The sequence below is a fragment of the Pontibacter diazotrophicus genome, assembly GCF_003367245.1.
GTDB classification, from domain to species: domain Bacteria; phylum Bacteroidota; class Bacteroidia; order Cytophagales; family Hymenobacteraceae; genus Pontibacter; species Pontibacter diazotrophicus.
Map to the genome: position 1 here is coordinate 1 of NZ_QRGR01000051.1, position 20,832 is coordinate 20,832.

Consider the following 20,832-nt stretch of genomic DNA (forward strand, 5'->3'; position numbering starts at 1 on the left):
AAACAAGCTGTTGCACCAGATTGTAGCCGTAGTAAAACGAGGGACACCATATGAGGTGAGATTGAACAATTTTTAGCGCATGACGCTTGTTTTACTCATAGATTTCGGCTGCCACTATCGTGGCACCGGAAATCTACAAATAGAGGGCCCCTACCCCCGGCGCCTCTCAGAAAAACTGGAATCACTTTTCCTTCGAGCTGACAAAATGGAGTTGTGTGCAATTTCAATGTACTTACTACCTTCATCAAACGTATTCACCCGTCAGCACGAAGTGAGTCTGTTTCCAGTCTTTGGGTTGAGCGCCTTGTATTTGATGCGGTGCCGAACGCAGTGAGGCAGCCCGCAGCGGAGCGAGGGCAGCTTCAAATGCACAGCGCGATGCCCGAAGACGAGGCCTCTCGGCCTTGAGAGCACAGAGCAATAAAAATGAAACAGTAGGTTAGATGCCGCTGGATGAACAGTTACAACGACAGCTTGGGCAGAATACACTTCAGGGATATACTCAACTGATGATGGAGCCATGGTGTCTATGATAAGCGGAATGCCAGGTTTTAACCACAAAAGAAAAGAGGCTATGCAACAATATGCATAGCCTCCTCTCATTTATGTACTAACAGTTTAGAACGTCAGTTTCTTTGTAACATCACCCCGCTGCATCAGCACGCTTTCTGTTTCACCTTTATAGTCTATATTTACGATGTTCATCTGGTCTGTGAACAGGTCCGTCAGGATGGCGTTTTTCACGTAGAGCTGCGCCAGCGTGGCTTTTTGCACCGGTACCTCCACATACATCCACACCACATCCACATCTTCTTCTGAGCCCAGCAGTTTGGACTTTAGCGGCTTGCCTTTCTCCAGTTCAAAAGAAAGCGTTTTTTGCAGGTAGTCTGAGATGTACTTTTTCACCTCCTCCGAATTGCTGCTATAGGTTACTTTTGTATTTGTCTGGCGCGAGAGAGCATTCTCCAGGTCATCCATAAATACCTTTACAGCTACCTCCAGACTTTGTGTGCGCGGGTTATACTTTACGTCCGTAATACTCGCATGATAATCGTGTGCACTTGCTGGCTGCGTTGCCAGAAAGGCCAGCAGCAGCAGGAGCACGGAAAATACTTTATACTTCATAGATTCTTATTTGCCGGCGGGCAGGTCGGCCAACACGCGCTTTGCCATCGTAGGCATACTGTCGCTTACAATGCGCTGCACGTCGTTGATGTTGGATTGGTAAGGCACCTTCACTTTGTTGCCCGACACCAGTTCGCCATTACTGTCATAGATCGAATAGTGAACCAAAAAATCGCGCTCATAGTTCTGTGCCGCCCTATCTAAACAGTTTTCATAGACCGTTTTTACCTCAAACTGATTGATGAAAACATAGTAATCGATGCCATACTGGCCATTGAAGTAGCTGAAGAAGTTCGGGTCTTTCACCTTCACCCCAAAATGCTTGGTCGGGTCCTGCGCAACAGATACCTCTTCCGGTTCGCCTTTCAGCCCCATCTTGTCTTTCTGGCGCAGCACCCAGGCTACTGCACCTTTCTCCTCCTCTTTCACCACTGGCTGGTGGTTGTACCTCGATTGCTTGTTGTCCTGATAGCTATAGTTCAGCGATTTATAGATGCGGCTTAGCTCGCTTACACTATCGCGGTACACGCCTCCTAAAAGGTGGATGGTTTCATAGCCCTGTGGTGCCAACATGGCGTTCAGCCTGCCACGGAACACATGGCGCACGTTCTGGCGCGGGATATGAGATTGTCGGGCAATCTCGTAATCAGCATCAGAGAAGTACAGGTAAGGGTCGAATGGGATAACCAGCACACGGCTTTTGGTTTTATTTTCCGCTGGCTTTGGCGCAGGGGCCGCTGCGGCAGAAGTACTCTCCACAGTACGGGTTGCCGTAGCTTTACCAGCGCTGGCTGTAACAGCTTTTTGCTGCGACGGTGCCGTAGCGGCAGGTTTAGCAGCGGCAACAGCGCTATTAGCGGCAGGTTTTGCCTGTCGTGCCAGGTACAGCGTCTGGCCTATCTGTAGCTTGTTATCATTCCATTTCTGCAGTGAGTCTAAGGGAATGTTAAAACGGCGCGAAAGGCTGTAATACGTATCGCCTTGCTGCACCAGGTACACGCTATCGCCAGGGGCAACAGCGTGCTGGTTTATGGTGAGCAGTTTTGCGGCTGGTGCCGCTTCGGCGTGATTTAATCCAATTACTAAAAGAAATATTAAGCTTGTAAGGCTGGAAGCAAAGATGCTTTTCATGAGTGGAACTCTTGGTTAGAAGATCAACTTGAACACATCGTTAAAGATAGCAAATGCCATTAAGCCTAACAATAAAACCATACCCACTTTTTGGGCGTTCTCTAAAAAGTTATCAGAAGGTTTGCGCCCGCTGATCATCTCATATGTTAAAAATACAACGTGGCCACCGTCCAGTGCAGGTATCGGCAGGAAGTTCATAAAAGCCAGTACCATGGAAAGCATAGCCACGATAGACCAGAACTTATACCAGTTAAATGTATCCGGGAAAAGTTGTGTAATTCCTATCGGGCCACTAAGGGATTTAGAAGCTGAAACCTCTCCACGGAAAATCTTGCCGAATCCTGCAACCTGCGCGGTGAGTACACCAAAAGCCTGCTCGGCACCCATTGGAATCGATTCCCCTAATGAATAATCGCGGGTTGCATACTGTAGCAACGGCTCTGAATGAAAACCAATGGTACCGTCTTCGCTAACCTCCGTTTTTAGTTTGATAAGTTTATCGTTGCGTTTCACCGTCATGGTCACTGCTTCGCCTTTATGCTCCTGCATGGCCTGCTGAAACTCGTGGAAGAACTGAACATCTTCTCCGTTCACTTTGGTGATGATATCGCCTTCCTGCAATCCTGCTTTATCGGCAGCACTACCGGCAACCACATCCCCTACTCTGAAAGGTAAACGCGGCTGCACAAAAAACATGCGGTCTTCTCTATCTGCCAGGCGGTCCATCAGGTCTACCGGCACTTGTATATCTACCAGTTGGCCATTGCGCTCTACCGTATAGTAGGAATTAGAACCAAGCAGGGCATCCTGAGAGTATACATCATTGAACTTCTCAAGCTCTTCGCCATTTACGGCCACCACTCTATCGCCTGTCTCAAAACCCATATCCTGCCCAATCTCGTTTGCCACCACGCCATATCTTACCTCAGAAGCAGGCAGGTAACTCTCGCCATAGTTATAGGTAAGGGCAATGTATATCACGATGGCCGTGATAACATTCACTATGATACCGCCCATCATCACGATCAGGCGCTGCCATGCGGGTTTAGCACGGAACTCCCACGGCTTTGGCTCCTCTTTCAGCGCGTCTGTGTCCATGGACTCATCCACCATACCGGAGATTTTCACGAAACCACCCAGCGGAATCATACCCAGCATGTATTCTGTTTCGCCAAACTTTTTGCTAAATACTTTTGGAGGAAAGCCGATAGCATATTTTTCTACCCGCATTCCAAACCATTTGGCAGTCAGCATGTGTCCTAACTCATGTAGCCCTACCAGTATCGTCAGGCCCAGTATGAGCTGGCCCACCATTACAATTACATCCATCTAAAAAGAAAAAATTAACACTTTTTGGTCCGGCCTATGCCTTTACAGCAACAGGCCTATAGTTTACTTGTTTTTAATATTTTGATATGAGTTCGGCAGCACGTCTTCTTGCCTCCTTATCTGTACTAACATAGTCTTCGTAAGAAGGATTCGCAATATACGCAACTTTTGCCAGACAGCTTTCGATGACATCTGACATTTGCAGGAACCCTACCTCATCACGCAGAAAGGCACTGACTGCCACCTCATTGGCTGCGTTGAGGATGCAGGGCATATTGCCACCTTTCTCCATCGCATTAAAGGCCAGCTGCAGATTCTGGAACGTCTTCAGGTCCGGCTGCTCGAAGGTCAGCTGCGGGTAATCCATAAAGCTGAACCGCGGAAAATCCGACTTCAGGCGCTGCGGATAACCCAAGGCATACTGTATCGGCAGCTTCATATCAGGCAGACCAAGCTGCGCTTTGATGGAGCCATCCTCGAACTGCACCAGCGAGTGAATGATAGACTGCGGATGTACCACCACCTCTATCTGCTCGTTGCGCAGCCCGAACAGCCACTTAGCCTCAATCACTTCCAGCCCTTTGTTCATCAAAGAGGCAGAATCGATAGTGATTTTGGCACCCATTTCCCAGTTTGGGTGCTTCAGCGCCTGCGCCTTTGTTACCTGTGCCAGTTCTTCCGTGGTGCGTCCTCTAAACGGCCCACCCGAGGCTGTCAGTATAATTTTCTCAATCGGGTTATGGAATTCTCCTGCCAGGCACTGGAAAATAGCACTGTGCTCTGAGTCTACAGGGTAAATATTCACTCCATATTCCTTCGCCAGGCCTGTTACCAGCTGCCCTGCCACTACCAGCGTCTCTTTGTTTGCTAAGGCAATTTGCTTGCCAGCTTTTATAGCACGTATGGTGGGCTGCAAACCCGCATAGCCTACCATGGCCGTGAGCACCATGTCCACGGTGCCCATTTCCACCACCGAGCAGAGGGCATTGGTTCCGGCATACACTTTCACATCTTCCTGCTGCAGCGCGTCCCGCACCTGCTCGTACAGGTCTTCACGGGCAATAACAACAGCATTTGGCTTAAATTCCAGTGCCTGCTGAATCAGCAGATTGGCATTGCTATGGGCGGTAATTACCTCCAGCTCAAAGTTCTCAGGGTTGGCTTTTATTACATCCAGCGCCTGTGTACCAATGGAACCGGTGGAGCCTAATATGGCTATTCTCTTCATTTTATCTACTTAGGGCACAAGCCAATGGACTTCTGATTTGTGCCGGTTTAATTATTCCCTTCAGGGTGAACAGCCGCTATGCTTTTTTATAATGCTGAAAACCCACCCCTGCTGCTCCAAGGAGGGGAATTTTACTTTTGCAGGAACTCCCCTCCTCGGAGGGGCAGGGGTGGGTTCCTTTCCAGCAAAACAGTCTAAATCCACCGCTTTACTTTCTACTCACCTCAAGCAAGCCATCCGCCAACTTGCGGTCGTTGCTGAGCCGTGGCACTTTGTTCTGCCCGCCCAACTTGCCCTGCGACTTCATGTATTCGCGGAAGGTGCCTGCCGGGAGTGGTGTAATTTTAAGGTGCTTGAGAATATTGCCTTTGATCAAATCATAATAGTATGAGTTCAGCTTCTGCAATTGCTCGTCCAGCTCTTTCGCAAAAGCGTCCAGGTTATGTGGTGCGCGGGCAAATTCTACCAGCCACTCGTGGTACGAAGCTCCGTGGCTTTGGCTTACGTAGGGAGCGACTGTAAACTCAATCAGTTCTACATTCGTGAACTTTGCCATCGTCAGCTTCATCGCCTTCTCCACCTCCTCGCCTATTACGTGCTCGCCAAAAGCAGAGATAAAATGCTTGATGCGCCCACTCACAATCAGCTTGTAGGGCTTAACAGAGGTAAACTTCACCGTGTCTCCGATAGAATAACCCCAAAGGCCAGCGTTGCTGCTGATTACGAGCGCATAGTTTACGCCAACCTCTACCTCCCCAATGGTGAGGCGTGTCGGATTTTCGTTAAAGAACTCCTCCGTCGGGATAAACTCATAAAATATACCGGAGTTCAGCAACAGCAGCAGGCCACTGTCGTTCTGCTTATCCTGGTAAGCAAAGAAGCCCTCTGAAGCTGGAAACAGCTCAATGGAATCGACCTGCTTGCCAACTGACTCGAACAGCTTTTTGCGGTAAGGCTCAAAATTAACCCCTCCGTACACGAAAAGCTGGAAGTTCGGAAAGATATCTTTGATAGGTTTCCCCGTCTGGCGAATCAGCTTATCGAAGTACATCTGCACCCACGGCGGAATACCCGAGATGAGCGTCATGTTCTGGTCAATGGTCTCTTCAATAATCTGGTCCAGCTTAGTTTCCCAGTCTTCAATGCAATTGGTTTCGTAGCTTGGCAGCTGATTCGTACGCAGGTAGCCCGGCACGTGGTGGTTGGCTATGCCTGACAAACGGCCAGTGTGAATACCGCCCACTTCCTCTAATACAGGGCTCCCGGACAGGAATATGAGCTTGCCATCCAGGAACTGAGAGCGTCCTGTTTCATATACATAAGCCAGTAATGCGTCGCGGGCGCCGTCTATGTGGTTTGAGATAGAATCGCGGGTAATGGGAATATATTTGGTGCCCGAGGTAGTGCCCGAGGTTTTAGCGAGGTACAAAGGTTTCCCCGGCCACAGCACATCCTTCTCCCCTTGTTTTACCTGTGTAAAATAGCCTTTTAGCCCTTCATAATCACGCACAGGCACCGCCTTTACAAAATCGGCATGCGATCTTATGCCGGAAAAACCATGATCGCGGCCAAAGCGGGTGTGCTGCGCTTTGTTCAGGATATTTTTAAAAATTGTCTGCTGTGCCTCCACCGGGCTATCTATCCAGCTTTGATGCTTTCTGTGCACATAAGCAGCCAATGGCTTGCTCAACAATGCTTTTACACCCATACAACTCCTTTTGATGTGAGGTAAAGATAAATAGTTAAAGCGGCATTTGCATAACCAGGCAGGAAGATAGAATTTTTAAGTAAAACTACACGGGTATAACTACACATGCCACAGGGTCTCTATACATAGAATAAACGATTAGCTAACGGAGGCAAAACCGTGGTTTTGGCAGCAGCAATGTTATATTTCTGTCTTTTTATCTACCCTGAGCAATGTTTCTTTTAGAAAGTTTAAAACCTCCTGCACCGGATTAAGTTTATAGTATTAGTACTTGAACTACTAAAACTATAAACCTACAAGACAATGAAAAAGCACAAAGCAGAAGCCAGATGGAACAAAGGCCTGAAAGATGGCAACGGTGAAGTAAAAACAGGGAATGGCGCCGTACAGGCGAAATATACCTATGCATCACGCTTTGGCGACAGCAACAGCGGCACCTCACCGGAGGAGTTGATTGGAGCCGCACATGCTGGTTGCTTCTCTATGTTCCTTAGCGCCCTGATGGGAAATGAGAACCTGTCGCCGGAGTATGTTGAAACAAAGGCAAATGTATACCTGGGTGAAAAAGACGGCGGCCCGTTGATTGAGAAGATAGAATTGACAACCGAGGCGAGAGTAGATGGCCTGGACAATGACAAGTTCCAGGAACTGGTGCAGAAAGCGAAGGATGGTTGCCCTGTGTCGAAAGCGCTGGCATCTGTTCCGGAGATAACGGTACAGGCAACACTTAAGGAATAAATTATTATATTGCGGGTAGGCGATACTGAAGCCGCTTATGTTTTAACTTAAACCCTGAATATGGCAGCATCTGGCAGTAGTGCTCGGTCTTCCCTTATTGTGCAGCTTAGCCCTACACGCAGCGCGAAGCTTTCTTTTACAGTACAAATCGTACTTGCGCTTTTCTGGCTCGCCTGGGCGTCTGTGTTGCTCTTATCTCAAAACCCTACAAACGATCAGAACTACTTTTACTATGCCTTCTTTGGGCTGGCAATCGTATTTCTGGGGTATGTGGTGCTGCAAAACACGTCTGTGTTTGGTGTGCAGTCTTACATTGAGGTAACAGATCAGTATATTGTTCAGAAGTTCGGAGTTTTCCGGACAAAGCACATTATACCAATCCCAGAAGTAAAGGCGGTGCATATTTCGCCCCTGGCGCTTCGTATTACGCTCAAGGACGACTCTAAAGTTTATTTAGACCTGAAACAGGTGCGTAAGAAGAAGGACCTTGAGAAAATAAAGACTAAGATCCGGGATTTAGGCGTAGAGCATAATTTTTCGTTAACGGAAACGGCTAACTACACCACCTGACCTGCACAAAAGTGCTACGTAAAAAAGAGCGGGGCTATACAGATGTATAGCCCCGCCTTTTTTTTGTTCTTGTGTTATCCTTCCAGAATAGTATTTACATCACGCCTCTGATGCAGTACACGTCGCACCACAATATGATTCAAGGCAATAATATCGTAGAAAATAAGATAAGAACTTACCGGAAAGCTTCGCAGGTCTTTTCTTAGCTCATTCCTGTTCCGGCCGGTCAAGGGGTTCTGTGCCAAATGCTGGCAGGCATCACTTAACTCATCAATGATATTGTCCGCTACTTGTTCACTGGCATTTTCAGCCAGGTAAAGCCAGATAGCGATGAGATCTTCTTCTGCTGCAGGACTTAGCTGGTACAGAACCATCTCTATGTAGACTTGTTAGGGCGTTGTGCCCTAAGTGCCCGCCCCTTCTCTTTGATGGCAGTAGTGTCAAATGGTTTTGGCTCGCCAATGTATCCCTTTTCTATTTCCGCCCTCAGCTCCTCCAAGCGATTCTCCATCAGCTTTTCCTGCTGCTCCAATGCTCGCAGCCCTGCCCTTACTACTTCACTGGCATTGTTAAAGGTGCCAGAACTTATTTTACCAGCAATATATTCCTCGAAGTGTTTTGTCAGATGGATGTTCATGACTCTGAATGGTTAAGCTTGAAGGTAATAAAAGCAAAGCATATATGTCAATCTTTGACAGTCCAAATACGACATATTAGGTTAACGCCGCTCCGGAAAACTTGTTTCTGATGAGCTTTAGAAGGCACTTCTTACTTTATCTATAATAAATTTAGAAGTGCCATAGCTAAAACAGCCTGATGTACTGTTATGTTATTGCTGATAAATCTAGGAATGCATATTCTATTAAAAAGTTAAGGTATAAAAAAGGGGCGGGGCTGCACACAGATGTGCAGCCCCGCCCCTTTTTTACATATGTATGATGTTTGTTTCTGATTAGCCTGCTTTCGACTTGAACTTCTTCTGAAGCTCCTGAATGCTCACTTTAAACTTCTTGTCTGTGTCAATCAGGTCCGAAACCGTTTGCACAGAGTGAATTACCGTACTGTGGTCACGGCCACCGAAGTGGTAGCCAATAGATTTAAGGGAGTGGCTCGTAAACTCTTTTGCAAAGTACATGGCCACCTGACGCGCCGTCACGATCTCTTTCTTTCGCGTTTTGGCTTTCAGCGAGTCCAGGCTTACCTGGAAGTACTCTGCTACTGTTTTTTGGATGAAGTCGAGGTTTACCTCCGTCTCTACATCCTCAATAATATGTTTCAGGGCCTGCTTGGCAAGCTCCAGGTCAATTTCTTTGCGGTTCAGGGACGATTGCGCAATGAGCGAAATCAGTACCCCTTCCAATTCACGCACGTTTGTATCTACGCTATACGCCAGGTACTCTACCACGTTATCCGGAATATCAATACCATCGCTCTGCATTTTCTTCTGGATGATGGCCATACGCGTCTCAAAGTCCGGGCTCTGCAGGTCGGCTGTCAGGCCCCACTTAAAGCGGGATAACAGGCGCTCTTCCAGGCCTTTCAGGTCGCGTGGGGGGCAGTCCGAGGTCATGACGATCTGCTTGCCGGACTGGTGCAGGTGGTTGAAAATGTGGAAAAACATCTCCTGCGTTTTGTCTTTGCCACTCAGGAACTGCACATCGTCAATGATCAGGATATCCACTAACAGGTAAAAGTTGGCGAAGTCCTGTACGTTGTTTGTTTTTACCGACTCAATGAACTGGTTCACAAACTTCTCAGACGACACATAGAGCACAAACTTATCCGGATTGCTGTTCTTGATGTGGTTCCCGATGGCCTGCACGAGGTGCGTTTTGCCAAGCCCCACACCGCCATAAACCATCAGCGGGTTAAAAGAAGTTGTACCCGGCTTGTTAGCCACCGCAAAACCAGCTGAACGGGCCAGTCGGTTGCAGTCTCCCTCTATATAATTCTCGAAGTTATAAGCCGAATTCAGCTGTGAGTTAAGAAAATTCCGGTCTATGGTCTTAGACTCGAAAGGGCTTTTTATAAAGTTTTGCTCCGGCCTGTAAGAGTTAACAACAGCCTGCGGTATTTTCTTTGTAGGGATATTAACAGTTTGTGGCTTATTTGCTTCATTGCCACGGTCTATGATAATGGAATACTCCAGGCGGCCTTCGCTGCCCAGTTCCTGGTAGATGACCTTTTTTAAGAGCTGCACATAATGCTCCTCCAGCCACTCATAAAAGAATTGGCTAGGCACTTGTATCGTCAGTACACTCTCCCGCAGCGATATAGGCTTAATCGGCTCAAACCAAGTTTTAAAGCTTTGTTCGCCAATGTTTTCCTTTATCACCTGCAGGCAGTTACTCCATACAGTCGAACAGTCTTTGATCATCCAATTTTCCAAAACGCATAAGTTCCGTTTGAGTGAAACAAACCTCTCCTTAGAGGCAGGGGGGTTACAAATTTGATTAAATATCCTTAAACAAAAAATTATTTTTTTACGAAGTTGTTACAGGTGTGTTAACTGGCAGAGCAGCCGTTCTCACATCTGTTTTCTTCTTCGACCTGCGGTTGAAAGCGAAATCGATCCGGCCCAGGAACAAGCCTGACCAACCCACCTGATTTACCAGCGTCTCATGGCCACTCTCATGTTGCACAACCTCAGGCTGTTCAAGAAAAGTATGGGTATGCGCCCCTAAAATAAGGTCGATGCCCTCTACCTGCTTTGCGAGCTTAAGGTCGTCAATTTTTTCCTCTTTGTAACTATACCCTAAGTGTGAAAGACAAACTATCAGGTTACACTTTTGTTTCCCGCGCAGTTCCTGCACCATCTCCCGCGCCACAGCCACCGGGTCCTGGTAGACCGTTTCACCAAAGTTATTCTTGCCTACAAGCCCTTCCAGCTCAATTCCAAGCCCGAACACCCCAACCCGCACGCCCTGCTTCTCAAAAATTTTGAACGGCTGAAAGCGGTCTTTTAAAATTGTACCGGAAAAATCGTAGTTGGCGATAATAAACGGGAACGTAGCGTTTGGTAATTGGCGCTCCAGCCCCTTCAGGCCGTTATCGAAGTCGTGATTGCCCAGCGTGGCGGCATCATACTTCATCTCGCTCATCAGCTTAAACTCCAGCTCACCACCGAAGAAGTTGAAGTAAGGCGTGCCCTGCCAGATGTCACCGGAGTCCAGGAGCAGCACATTCGGCTCTTCTTTCCGGATCTGCTCAATCAGAGTAGCACGTCGTGCCATGCCGCCCATGCCGCCGTATTTCCGGCCATCGTCCGGAAAAGGGTCGATGCGCGAATGCTGGTCGTTGGTATGCAGAATGGTGAGGTTGATGTTTTGTGCCGCCTCTGCCGAGAACGGAAGCCCAAGTAGCGTGACACCAGCCGCCCCCAGTGCTGTATTCTTCAGGAAGTCTCTTCTGTTAATCATTGTTTGTTTACTTATGGGAGGATGGTTACACGGTTAGTTGTATCGGCCCCGATAGGCTGGCCCTTTGCTGTGAGCTGCCGGATATGCTGCGTAATGGCATCCCGCATCATGATACCTACTTTCTCTGATTTCAACGCTTTTTTAAACACACTCAGGTTATCACCGCCACCCGCCAGATAATCGGAAGTAACAATTGTATAGTTTTGGCTGAGGTCCAGCGGTTCGCCTCCAATTTTTATATCCGTTGCCTTGCCATTCTGCACCGTGAAGGTGGCATTCGCGATGGGAGCATAACGTGCCTCGGCGGCTATGTCAAAAAATTCTTTTACAGTATTTCCGTCCAGCGTCAGCACAACAAGTTCATTCTCGAAAGGCATCAGTTCGAAAATGGTACCCACTTTTACCGCACCTAACGGAATGGGCACGCGCAAGCCGCCGTTGGTGGTGGTCGCCATGTCTATCTTCCCGTCATACAGGCTCCTGGACTGCTCCAGCATCAGGTCTACCACGAAATTGCCTAAAGGCGACTGGTAATCGGCTTTGCCTAACTCCACCGGGGCCGTGCCTATAATCTCCTCCATTTTGGCTGTTACCTGCTCCCGGTAGGGCGCAATCCGGGCCTCATACTGCGGGTCGGCGGTAATGGTTTTATCTACCGGCACATCGGTCTCCGCCAGGCTGGGCGAAGCTACCCAGGTGCGCTGGCAAGAGGCCAGGCTGAGGGCCAGCAGCAAAGCGGCTGCGGTCTTTGAAAAATAACGGGTCATGTGTTCATTCTGAAATTGTACTCAAAGTTATCAGCCTCTGCAACACTTACCAAACGGAGTAGGTTCGGCTATAAAACTTTACAACCGACTATCTTAAATACGAGTATAAATATTCTTATATTTTACTACTGATTAGCGTTCAAACTTCGTATCTTGTGTAGAACAACCAATACCTCTCTCCTATGAAAGCAAAACCAATAATTAGCGCCTTGGCACTGCTCCTGCTGCCGCTGCTTGCAAATGCCACCCACATAGCTGGTGGCTACATCAGTTATTCTGTAGACCCGCAGAACCCACGCATGTACCACTTTACCCAAACCGTCTATACGGATGTTGCTTCTTCCGCAGCAGATCCAATAGTTAATGTTAGTATGGGAGATGGCAATACAGTAGAAGTACCCCGCACGGAGATAAAAGCATACAGCAAGCAAAATAATGTTAATAGATATTCCTGGAGCTATACTTATACCAGTGCCGGTGACTACATTGTAGCCTGGATAGGCGCTAACAGGAACATGGGCCAAATAAACGTTCCGGCACCATCAGACCAGAAGTCCTATTATATCTACACTAGTGTAAAAGTAAACCCGCTTTTGGTAAACAATAATGGAGTTAAGCTTGCCAGCACACCGCTTTTTGTGGCCTACACCGGAGAAGAAACAAAACATAATTTTATCTCTTATGATGCCGATGGAGATAAGCTAACTTACACTTTAGTCACGCCAAAAGAGGGTACCGCAGAAGGAGGTGGCATGAACATACCGGGGTATGCATTTCCGGAAGGGCTCACAATAGATAAGTTCGGAGAACTACGCTGGAGGGCGCCAGCACTAAAAGGCGAGTATGCCATCGCTGTCAAAGTTACAGAACATCGCAATGGGCAACCTATCGGGTACACCGTAGTTGATTTTTATGTACATGTAGTAGATCGTGCACAGCAGCCCACACTCCTACTACTGAACCAGGACAGGCTTGTTGTAAATTACGACGGTTCTATACTTGCCCGCCCCGACCAGCCACTTAAACTGGAGTATTTCCTGAGAAACGCACCAGGCGCTGCCTTCCCACTTTATGCCAGGCAGTTCAGTGACCTTGATACACTGGATCTGGCCTCACCCAGTATTATAGTGCGCGACTCTGCAGGCGGTAAAGCAGTTACGCTTACTCTCACTCCTACTGCTGACCTTGTGCGCCAGGAGCCCTATATTACTGGGATGCGCGGGCAAGCCGATATTGATCCTGAGCAGGGAACGTATTATCCCTCTTACTATTTCGACTGGATCTACGCTTACCTTATAGTAGGGGAGCAGCAGCCCACTTCAACGGAGGGAGACCTTGCCAAAGCTGGCTTTCTACTTTACCCCAACCCCATTTCTAACAGGTTCGTGATAGAAGCTCCGGACATGCCTGCCATGCGCGTGCAACTAATTGATGCTACAGGAAAGGCGGTAGGCGTACTTTCGCTAAAACCCGGGCTTAACCATTTAACAAAGCCCGCTGCTCTTTCTGGCGGCTTATACTTCTATACCATCACCAGCCGCCATAAACCTATAGGCACAGGCAGGCTGGTTGTTCAATAAAAGAGAAAGGCAGCTTGTCGGGCTGCCTTTCTCTTTTATTCTAACTTAAGGTAAAGTGTGCAAAAGTCCCAGCGGGACGACCTGTTGGTAGTTTGATAATGTAAAAGCAATTAGCTCCAGAGGAGCGGCCTGTGAATAAAAGCAACAGGCCGCTCCTCTGGAGCTAAAGCTTAATCGGGTTATTATCTATCTACAGGTCGTCCCGCTGGGACTCTAACTTGAAACTAGATTTGCTTAATTACCGGCCTACACTATTCTTGCTTTTCCCTTTACCTTCCATGTAATTCAGCGTTAGAGCTGTCAGCGTCTTCACGCCCAGTTTCATACCGCTTTCATCTATGAAAAAGTCAGGAGTATGATGAGGCGCTACCTCTTCAGGCTTTTTACCCTTGGTCATACCGCCCACAAACACAAACAGCCCCGGGATTTTCTCCTGGTAAAAAGAGAAATCTTCTGCGCCCGTTACAGCCTTGCTTAAAATCACGTTCTCACGCCCCGCCACCGACTGCAAAGTAGGCAACATTCTATCTGTCAGGGCCGGATCGTTGTATGTAACCGGCGTCTGCGGAATAATGGTCACTTCGGCAGTGGCACCGGCACTTTCAGCAATCTTGGTAGCCGTGAGCCGGATCTTCTCGTGTATCTTCTGTTGCATCTCTGTGTCGAGCGCCCGAATAGTGCCTTCCATCAGCACCTCCTCCGGAATAATATTATTACGCACGCCCCCGTGTATCATACCCACCGTAACCACAGCAGCCTCTTCCGGCAGTTCTGTCTGGCGGCTAATAATAGTTTGCAGGCCGTTGATGATTTGTGCTGACGTAACAATGGGATCGACACCACCCCACGGGTAAGCCCCGTGCACCTGCTTTCCTTTTACTTTGATTTTGAACACATCGGCACTGGCCATGGTACCGCCCGGCCTGTACTTGATTTTGCCGACTTCGGTCTGGGAATTGATGTGCAGGCCAAAAATCACTTCCGGCTTTGGTCCCTTCTCCAGCACGCCTTCTTTTACCATCAGCTTTGCACCGCCCTCCTCGCCTTCCGGCACACCTTCTTCGGCTGGCTGAAAAATGAATTTCACGGTGCCTTTCAGGTCTTGCCGCATGCCGGAAAGCACTTCGGCGGCACCTAACAACATGGCAATATGCGTATCATGGCCACAAGCATGCATCACTCCTACTTCCTGTCCGTTATAAAGTCCTTTGGCTTTGGAGGCAAAAGGGACATCGGTTCGCTCCGTCACAGGCAATCCATCAATATCAGCCCGCAGCGCTACCACCGGTCCGGGTTTGCCGCCTTTCAAAATGCCGACCACGCCTGTATGCGCCACACCGGTTTCTACCTCAATACCAAATTTCTTCAGCTGCGCTGCAATTTTAGCAGCCGTCTCCGTTTCGTGGTTCCCTAGTTCCGGGTGCGCGTGGAAATCACGGCGCCACTCAATTACCTTCGGCTCCACTTTATCGGCCATGCTGTTCGCTTTCGCTACTAACTTGCTGTCCTGTGCCATGGCGGGTGCAGCCATCAGCCCCAGCCCCACTGCCGCCAGCAGGGTGCGCTTACTCCAATTATCTTTCCTGATCATGTTTCCTGTTTAAGTGAAGGTTTGAAGATAATGATTTTTCCAATTGTTGCGACACTTCTTCGTCAGCCGCTATGCAAACCACCTCTAGCTCCGGCTGGTTCAATGGCGCAGCAGAATTCATTGGAGGCGGGATCTAAGACAGGAGGTACCAACCAGTCAAATAGTGAGTAAAATCTATACCTGGCGCCGGAATCTATCCGGTGCCGGGGGTGGGTGTGAGTCTCCAGACTCACTTTTACACCATTACAAGTGAGTCTGGAGACTCACACCCACTATACATCACCGGTTGGATACCGGCGCCAGATCACTTTTTAACTCCCAAACTTTCTAACTCTCTAACTCATAAAATCCCTCCCTTTCCCGTACAACAAAACATGCTTCGAAAATGGAAAGAACTCGTCCGTAAACTAAAAGAGGACATATTCACCCTATACCTGGCTTCCAAAGACCCGCGCATACCTTTTGCGGCAAAGGTCGTGATGGTCATCACGGTGGCCTATGCCTTCAGCCCTATTGACCTGATCCCTGACTTCATTCCGCTGCTGGGCTACCTCGATGACCTGCTGATTCTGCCGCTAGGTATCTGGCTGTCTGTTAAACTAATACCTCAACGCCTGCTGGACCATTACCGGAAGCTGGCAAAAGAGCAGATGCACGAGCGGAAACCCAACTATGTTATGGCAGCCGTAATTGTGATTGCGTGGCTGCTGATTGGCTATTGGATGTACCAGGCCTATATGAACCGAATCGATTAATTTCTGTTTTATCTGCCCTTATGGGGCCACAGCAGCACATTTACTTCGTAAAGTAAAAAGTATATCTTTACAACACACATGAACGAAAGCAACATGACCGACGAGCAGCAGCATGCGCAGGGCCTTTTCCCGGAGTTTAAACCTGTAACGGCAGCGGATTGGGAACAGAAAACCCGGAAAGACCTGCGCGACACGCCCCTCGAAAGCCTGACCTGGCACACCTACGAAGGAATCGATATAAAGCCCTACTATGCAGCAGAAGATATTGCCGGACTGCCTTTTTTGCAGCAAAAGCCGGGGAACTTCCCTTTTCTTCGTGGCAACAAAACAGGCGATAACAGTTGGCTGAACATACAAAAGATAAAGGTAGAGGGTGATGGCCGCTCCGCTGTTGACAAAGCCGCGGATGCATTGCGCAGAGGGGCCGACGGCATTCATTTTTTGATACAGCAGCATGAGTTAGTTAACCTGGGCTACCTCATCGACCACATTGACCTCAGCAAGCACACCGTCAGCTATACTCTGCAGGAGCAGCCTGAGAGCTTCCTTAGTGGCTTGTATGCTGCTTTAAAGAAAAAGAGAGTGTCACACCGCAACCTGCACGGCTTCGTAAACTACGACCCGATGACGGGCAAAGGCGCTCTGACGCATGACGAAAACCAAAGTATCACACAGGTACTTGACCTGACCAAAGACAGCAGCGATTTTTACGGCATCACCGTAGCCGGCACCAACTTTAGCAGCATCGGGGCTTCTGTTACACAGGAAATAGCCTATACCATTAGCGCCGCAGTAGCCTATGTAGACCGCCTGACTAAAGCCGGGGAGCAGCTTTCTTCCGTGCTGCGCAACATGCAGTTTAGTATGGCCGCAGGCACCAACTATTTCTTTGAGGTTGTGAAGCTGCGCGTTATCCGCCTGCTGTGGGCCGCCGTGGTAGAGGCCTACCAGGCAGAACCTGCGTTTGCAGGGAAGCTGCGCATACACAGCAGCACCTCAAGCTGGTTTCAGACCACCCTCGACCCTTACGTGAACATGCTGCGCGTGACCACAGAGGCTATGTCGGCGGTAATGGCCGGTTGTGATTCCCTGACGGTGGAGCCATTCGACAGCACATTTGATAAACCAGGCGAGTTCTCAGAGCGCATCGCCCGCAATGTGTCCATCATACTAAAAGAGGAAGCTTATCTGGATAAGGCCCTCGATCCTGCCGCAGGCTCTTATTACCTTGAGTCGCTGACAAAGGGATTAGCCAGCAGTGCCTGGGAACTGTTTAAGGATGTAGAAGTGCAGGGAGGCTTTGAGGCTGCCTACGAGAGCGGGTTTATACTGGGCAGCATCACAGAAGTAAGCCGCAGGAAATTCCGAAACATTGCCACTGGCAGCGATGTGCTGGTGGGCACAAATAAATACCCCAATCCAAAGGAGAAAATTGATTTCGACCCGGAAGCCCTTATCCAGAGTGCTGACTTTGACACCACACGTGCCGCTTACCCCACGGAGGTGATGCGGATGGCCACAGAGTTGCACCTGCGCAAACGCAAGCGACGCCCCAAGGCGGTTGTGGCTGTTATTGGGCAGGCGTTGCAGCGCCACGTAAACGCCACCTTTGCGCAGGAGTTCTTCAGCTGTGCCGGGTTTGATACTACCGTTGAGCAGTTTGACTCGGTAGAGGTCGCCTCTGACAGACTCACGCATGCCGCCGCCGAGGTTGTGGTGGTTTCCGCATCCGAGAATGCTTATGTGAATGAGTTCGGGCCGAGGCTACGAAATCATCATGCGAAACCAACCATTATTCTGGCTGATGACCCGCAGCAAATGAAGGCAGAAATGGTCGCCAATGGGTATGATGATTTCATGTTTGAAGGCTGCGATATGTCTACCATCATGGAGCTGATTCACAAAAAACTACATGGCGCAGAAGGCGATGACAATGCTTAACCTTCCCCATAGCGAGGATGTGCAGGCAGTGCAGCAGGCGCTCGACGGCCAGGTGCAAGCCTGGAACAGTGGTGACCTGGAAAAGGCCATGACTTTTTACTGGAACTCTCCGGAAATGCTGTGGATAAGCAAAGCCGGCGTAGAGAGAGGCTACCAGGAAGTGCTGGATATGTTCCGGACGGACTTTGCTGAGCCCAGCCAAATGGGTACCTATACCTATGAGCCGCTTCACATTGAGCAATTATCACCTGAAGCGGTGTTCTACGTTTTCCGGTGGAAAATTGAAAAAGACGATGCCATACTAATGGGCGGCGTCTCCTCGCAGCTCTGGAAAAAAGTAGAGAGCAAGTGGGTAGCCACAACCGAACACGCGAGTTAACTAATAACTGTATTTTGAATAAGTGAATAATTGAATTTAAAAAAGTTTTCTATTCAGTCATTCAAAATTCAATCATTCAAAATTGAACATGAAGCCTGACTTTTCGAAAATAGATATAAATAAAGTAGCGGCTGCAGATAAAGGCCCGAAGGCTCCGGCAGGGGCTAAGCCCTGGAAAACGCCTGAGCAGATAGAGGTAAAAAGCTTTTATACGGCAGAAGATGCACAGGCTTTTGAGCACACAGGCTTTGCCGCTGGTTTGCCGCCTTACCTGCGTGGCCCCTACAGCACGATGTATGTGCAAAGGCCCTGGACTATCCGCCAGTACGCTGGTTTCTCTACCGCTGAGGAATCCAATGCCTTTTACCGCCGCAACCTGGCGGGTGGCCAGAAAGGCCTGTCGGTGGCATTCGACCTGGCCACACATCGCGGCTACGACTCCGACCACCCACGGGTAGAGGGTGATGTGGGCAAAGCCGGTGTAGCCATCGACTCAGTGGAGGATATGAAAATCCTCTTCGACCAGATTCCGCTGGATAAGATGTCGGTGTCGATGACCATGAACGGGGCCGTGCTGCCGATTATGGCTTTTTACATCGTGGCTGCCGAAGAGCAGGGCGTGAAGCCGGAGCAGTTAAGTGGCACCATTCAGAACGATATCCTGAAGGAGTTCATGGTGCGCAATACCTATATTTATCCGCCGGAGCCGAGCATGAAAATCATTGCGGACATCTTTGAGTTCTCTTCTAAGAACATGCCGCGCTTCAACTCCATCTCCATCTCCGGCTACCACATGCAGGAAGCCGGTGCTACCGCAGACATTGAGCTGGCTTATACCCTGGCGGATGGCTTAGAGTATGTGCGCACTGGTCTGCAGGCAGGCATGGACATAGATGATTTTGCGCCGCGCTTGTCCTTCTTCTGGGCCATCGGCATGAACCATTTTATGGAGATTGCCAAAATGCGCGCCGCCCGTATGCTGTGGGCTAAAATCATCAAGCAGTTTAACCCGAAAAACCCGAAATCGCTGGCGCTGCGCACCCACTGCCAGACCTCCGGCTGGAGCCTGACAGAACAGGACCCGTTCAACAACGTGACCCGCACCTGTGTGGAAGCGCTGGCCGCAGTTTTAGGTGGCACACAAAGCCTGCACACCAATGCCCTTGATGAGGCTATAGCTCTACCAACAGACTTCTCGGCCCGTATTGCCCGTAACACGCAGATTTACCTGCAGCAGGAAACCAACATCAATAAAGTTGTGGACCCCTGGGGTGGCTCTTACTATGTGGAGGCCCTGACACACGAGTTGGCGCACAAAGCCTGGGCACTGATTCAGGAGGTAGAGGAATTAGGCGGTATGGCCAAAGCCATAGAAACAGGTCTGCCAAAGATGCGAATTGAAGAGGCCGCTGCCCGCAAACAAGCGCGCATCGATGCAGGTAAGGATGTGATTGTAGGAGTGAATAAGTACAGGCCGGACCAGGTACAAGAAATTGAGATTCTGGACATCGACAACACGGTGGTACGGGAATCGCAGCTGCGCCGCCTGGCAAGTGTCAAAGCTTCCAGGGATGAGGGAAGCGCGCTGAATGCCCTACAGGCCCTGACAGATGCCGCTCAGTCCGGTACGGGCAACCTGCTGGAGCTGGCTGTGAATGCTGCCCGCAGCCGCGCCACCCTGGGCGAGATTTCAGATGCCCTTGAGAAAGTATACGGCAGACATAAAGCAACCATCAGAGCCATATCAGGCGTGTATTCCGCAGAACTATCCGACGACGAAAACTTCGGACAGGCCAAAGCCTTAGCCGACAAGTTCGAAGAATTGGAGGGCCGCCGCCCCCGCATCATGGTCGCCAAAATGGGCCAGGACGGCCACGACCGCGGCTCCAAGGTCATCGCCACCTCCTTCGCCGACCTCGGCTTCGACGTGGACATAGGCCCCCTGTTCCAGACCCCCGCCGAAGTAGCCATGCAAGCCGCCGAAAACGACGTGCACGTGGTGGGCGTATCCTCACTGGCAGCAGGCCACAAAACGCTGGTACCGCAGCTGATTGAAGAGCTCCGCAAACTGGACCGCGAAGATATTATGGTGATAGTAGGCGGCGTGATTCCCGCCCAGGATTATGACTTCCTGTTTAAGGCTGGCGCAGCAGGTGTATTTGGCCCCGGCACGATTATCTCGGTGGCCGCGCAGAATATCCTGGAGAAGTTGATGAAGCAGGTGGAGGGGTGATTAAGTGAAGAGTTAGCGCCAGGAGCTGCAGTTGATTTATTTCAGCTGCAGCTTTTTCTTTCTCTCTGGCGCCGGTATCCAACCGGTGACGTACAGTGGGCGTGAGTCTCCAGACTCACTTGTGCGGGTGTAAAAATGAGTCAGGAGACTCACGCCCACCCCCGGCACCGGATAGATTCCGGCGCCAGAGTATATTATATTTTATCTGTTACTTATACCAAATAGTATGAAGGTTATTCCATAGCTATTTTAGCCTGCGCGACAGCCTTTTTGATGTAGGGATATCCAGTCAGGGAGGCTATTTGCTGTGAGGAGTAGCCCTTGGCGGTGTTTTCTAT

The 20,832-nt window shown here is 49.5% G+C and carries 18 protein-coding genes; 7 read left to right on the forward strand and 11 right to left on the reverse strand.

Features of this window, described 5'->3' with window-relative positions; genetic code table 11:
• Positions 1–618 precede the first annotated feature (618 nt).
• The 5 genes from DXT99_RS25710 to DXT99_RS25730 all read right to left on the reverse strand — a co-directional run bounded on the left by DXT99_RS25710 (position 619) and on the right by DXT99_RS25730 (position 6,521).
• On the reverse strand, positions 619–1,125 hold the full coding sequence (locus DXT99_RS25710; protein WP_115568469.1) for a DUF6702 family protein: 507 nt from the start codon (positions 1,123–1,125) through the stop codon (positions 619–621).
• Positions 1,126–1,131: 6 nt separating this feature from the next.
• Positions 1,132–2,256: a LysM peptidoglycan-binding domain-containing protein gene (locus tag DXT99_RS25715; protein ID WP_115568470.1), complete on the reverse strand. Its 1,125-nt coding sequence runs from the start codon at positions 2,254–2,256 to the stop codon at positions 1,132–1,134.
• Positions 2,257–2,271: 15 nt separating this feature from the next.
• Positions 2,272–3,585, reverse strand: coding sequence for an RIP metalloprotease RseP (gene rseP, locus DXT99_RS25720; RefSeq protein ID WP_115568471.1), 1,314 nt, complete (start codon positions 3,583–3,585; stop codon positions 2,272–2,274).
• Positions 3,586–3,658: 73 nt separating this feature from the next.
• Complete coding sequence (locus tag DXT99_RS25725; RefSeq protein ID WP_115568472.1) at positions 3,659–4,813, reverse strand: 1-deoxy-D-xylulose-5-phosphate reductoisomerase; 1,155 nt, start codon at positions 4,811–4,813, stop codon at positions 3,659–3,661.
• A gap of 208 nt (positions 4,814–5,021) precedes the next feature.
• Positions 5,022–6,521, reverse strand: a complete 1,500-nt coding sequence (locus tag DXT99_RS25730) for a GH3 auxin-responsive promoter family protein (protein WP_115568473.1) — start codon at positions 6,519–6,521, stop codon at positions 5,022–5,024.
• 303 nt (positions 6,522–6,824) lie between these two features.
• Here DXT99_RS25730 and DXT99_RS25735 point away from each other — a divergent pair, with 303 nt between their 5' ends.
• On the forward strand, positions 6,825–7,259 hold the full coding sequence (locus DXT99_RS25735) for an OsmC family peroxiredoxin (protein WP_115568474.1): 435 nt from the start codon (positions 6,825–6,827) through the stop codon (positions 7,257–7,259).
• A gap of 60 nt (positions 7,260–7,319) precedes the next feature.
• The gene (locus DXT99_RS25740) at positions 7,320–7,829 is read left to right on the forward strand and encodes a hypothetical protein (protein WP_115568475.1); all 510 of its coding nucleotides are present in this window, start codon (positions 7,320–7,322) and stop codon (positions 7,827–7,829) included.
• Positions 7,830–7,903: 74 nt separating this feature from the next.
• On the opposite strand, the gene DXT99_RS25745 is transcribed toward DXT99_RS25740, so the two are convergent.
• From DXT99_RS25745 to DXT99_RS25765, 5 genes are all read right to left on the reverse strand, one after another.
• Entirely contained in the window at positions 7,904–8,203 is a 300-nt protein-coding gene (locus DXT99_RS25745) for a type II toxin-antitoxin system RelE/ParE family toxin (protein ID WP_115568476.1), read from the reverse strand.
• Between the two features lie 2 nt (positions 8,204–8,205).
• Positions 8,206–8,466, reverse strand: coding sequence for a type II toxin-antitoxin system ParD family antitoxin (locus tag DXT99_RS25750; protein ID WP_115568477.1), 261 nt, complete (start codon positions 8,464–8,466; stop codon positions 8,206–8,208).
• Between the two features lie 315 nt (positions 8,467–8,781).
• Positions 8,782–10,206, reverse strand: a complete 1,425-nt coding sequence (gene dnaA / locus DXT99_RS25755) for a chromosomal replication initiator protein DnaA (RefSeq protein ID WP_115568478.1) — start codon at positions 10,204–10,206, stop codon at positions 8,782–8,784.
• Positions 10,207–10,312: 106 nt separating this feature from the next.
• Positions 10,313–11,245, reverse strand: a complete 933-nt coding sequence (locus DXT99_RS25760) for a bifunctional metallophosphatase/5'-nucleotidase (protein ID WP_115568485.1) — start codon at positions 11,243–11,245, stop codon at positions 10,313–10,315.
• Between the two features lie 14 nt (positions 11,246–11,259).
• Entirely contained in the window at positions 11,260–12,015 is a 756-nt protein-coding gene (locus tag DXT99_RS25765) for a 5'-nucleotidase C-terminal domain-containing protein (protein ID WP_115568479.1), read from the reverse strand.
• Between the two features lie 182 nt (positions 12,016–12,197).
• Between DXT99_RS25765 and DXT99_RS25770 the strand changes: the two genes are divergently transcribed.
• Positions 12,198–13,595 carry a T9SS type A sorting domain-containing protein gene (locus DXT99_RS25770; RefSeq protein ID WP_115568480.1) on the forward strand — a complete coding sequence of 466 codons (1,398 nt, stop codon included), beginning with the start codon at positions 12,198–12,200 and terminating at the stop codon, positions 13,593–13,595.
• A gap of 238 nt (positions 13,596–13,833) precedes the next feature.
• Here the strand turns inward: DXT99_RS25770 and DXT99_RS25775 are convergent, their stop codons facing one another.
• On the reverse strand, positions 13,834–15,186 hold the full coding sequence (locus DXT99_RS25775) for an amidohydrolase (RefSeq protein ID WP_115568481.1): 1,353 nt from the start codon (positions 15,184–15,186) through the stop codon (positions 13,834–13,836).
• A 374-nt stretch (positions 15,187–15,560) separates the two neighbouring features.
• On the opposite strand from DXT99_RS25775, the gene DXT99_RS25780 reads away from it, so the two are divergent.
• The 4 genes from DXT99_RS25780 (at position 15,561) to scpA (ending at position 20,494) form a co-directional block, all read left to right on the forward strand.
• Positions 15,561–15,941, forward strand: coding sequence for a YkvA family protein (locus DXT99_RS25780; protein WP_115568482.1), 381 nt, complete (start codon positions 15,561–15,563; stop codon positions 15,939–15,941).
• Between the two features lie 78 nt (positions 15,942–16,019).
• Positions 16,020–17,882, forward strand: coding sequence for a methylmalonyl-CoA mutase family protein (locus DXT99_RS25785; RefSeq protein ID WP_246001052.1), 1,863 nt, complete (start codon positions 16,020–16,022; stop codon positions 17,880–17,882).
• Complete coding sequence (locus tag DXT99_RS25790; protein ID WP_115568483.1) at positions 17,854–18,261, forward strand: YybH family protein; 408 nt, start codon at positions 17,854–17,856, stop codon at positions 18,259–18,261. The genes DXT99_RS25785 and DXT99_RS25790 overlap by 29 nt, the downstream gene beginning before the upstream one ends.
• Positions 18,262–18,349: 88 nt before the next feature.
• Positions 18,350–20,494, forward strand: a complete 2,145-nt coding sequence (scpA, locus tag DXT99_RS25795; RefSeq protein ID WP_115568484.1) for a methylmalonyl-CoA mutase — start codon at positions 18,350–18,352, stop codon at positions 20,492–20,494.
• The last annotated feature ends 338 nt before the right edge of the window (positions 20,495–20,832 follow it).

Coding starts and splice junctions, on each gene's coding strand:
- DXT99_RS25710 (WP_115568469.1), bottom strand. CDS start 1,125: ATGAAGTATAAAGTATTTTCCGTGCTCCTGCTGCTGCTGGCCTTTCTG.
- DXT99_RS25715 (WP_115568470.1), bottom strand. CDS start 2,256: ATGAAAAGCATCTTTGCTTCCAGCCTTACAAGCTTAATATTTCTTTTA.
- rseP (WP_115568471.1), bottom strand. CDS start 3,585: ATGGATGTAATTGTAATGGTGGGCCAGCTCATACTGGGCCTGACGATA.
- DXT99_RS25725 (WP_115568472.1), bottom strand. CDS start 4,813: ATGAAGAGAATAGCCATATTAGGCTCCACCGGTTCCATTGGTACACAG.
- DXT99_RS25730 (WP_115568473.1), bottom strand. CDS start 6,521: ATGGGTGTAAAAGCATTGTTGAGCAAGCCATTGGCTGCTTATGTGCAC.
- DXT99_RS25735 (WP_115568474.1), top strand. CDS start 6,825: ATGAAAAAGCACAAAGCAGAAGCCAGATGGAACAAAGGCCTGAAAGAT.
- DXT99_RS25740 (WP_115568475.1), top strand. CDS start 7,320: ATGGCAGCATCTGGCAGTAGTGCTCGGTCTTCCCTTATTGTGCAGCTT.
- DXT99_RS25745 (WP_115568476.1), bottom strand. CDS start 8,203: ATGGTTCTGTACCAGCTAAGTCCTGCAGCAGAAGAAGATCTCATCGCT.
- DXT99_RS25750 (WP_115568477.1), bottom strand. CDS start 8,466: ATGAACATCCATCTGACAAAACACTTCGAGGAATATATTGCTGGTAAA.
- dnaA (WP_115568478.1), bottom strand. CDS start 10,206: ATGATCAAAGACTGTTCGACTGTATGGAGTAACTGCCTGCAGGTGATA.
- DXT99_RS25765 (WP_115568479.1), bottom strand. CDS start 12,015: ATGACCCGTTATTTTTCAAAGACCGCAGCCGCTTTGCTGCTGGCCCTC.
- DXT99_RS25770 (WP_115568480.1), top strand. CDS start 12,198: ATGAAAGCAAAACCAATAATTAGCGCCTTGGCACTGCTCCTGCTGCCG.
- DXT99_RS25775 (WP_115568481.1), bottom strand. CDS start 15,186: ATGATCAGGAAAGATAATTGGAGTAAGCGCACCCTGCTGGCGGCAGTG.
- DXT99_RS25780 (WP_115568482.1), top strand. CDS start 15,561: ATGCTTCGAAAATGGAAAGAACTCGTCCGTAAACTAAAAGAGGACATA.
- DXT99_RS25785 (WP_246001052.1), top strand. CDS start 16,020: ATGAACGAAAGCAACATGACCGACGAGCAGCAGCATGCGCAGGGCCTT.
- DXT99_RS25790 (WP_115568483.1), top strand. CDS start 17,854: ATGGCGCAGAAGGCGATGACAATGCTTAACCTTCCCCATAGCGAGGAT.
- scpA (WP_115568484.1), top strand. CDS start 18,350: ATGAAGCCTGACTTTTCGAAAATAGATATAAATAAAGTAGCGGCTGCA.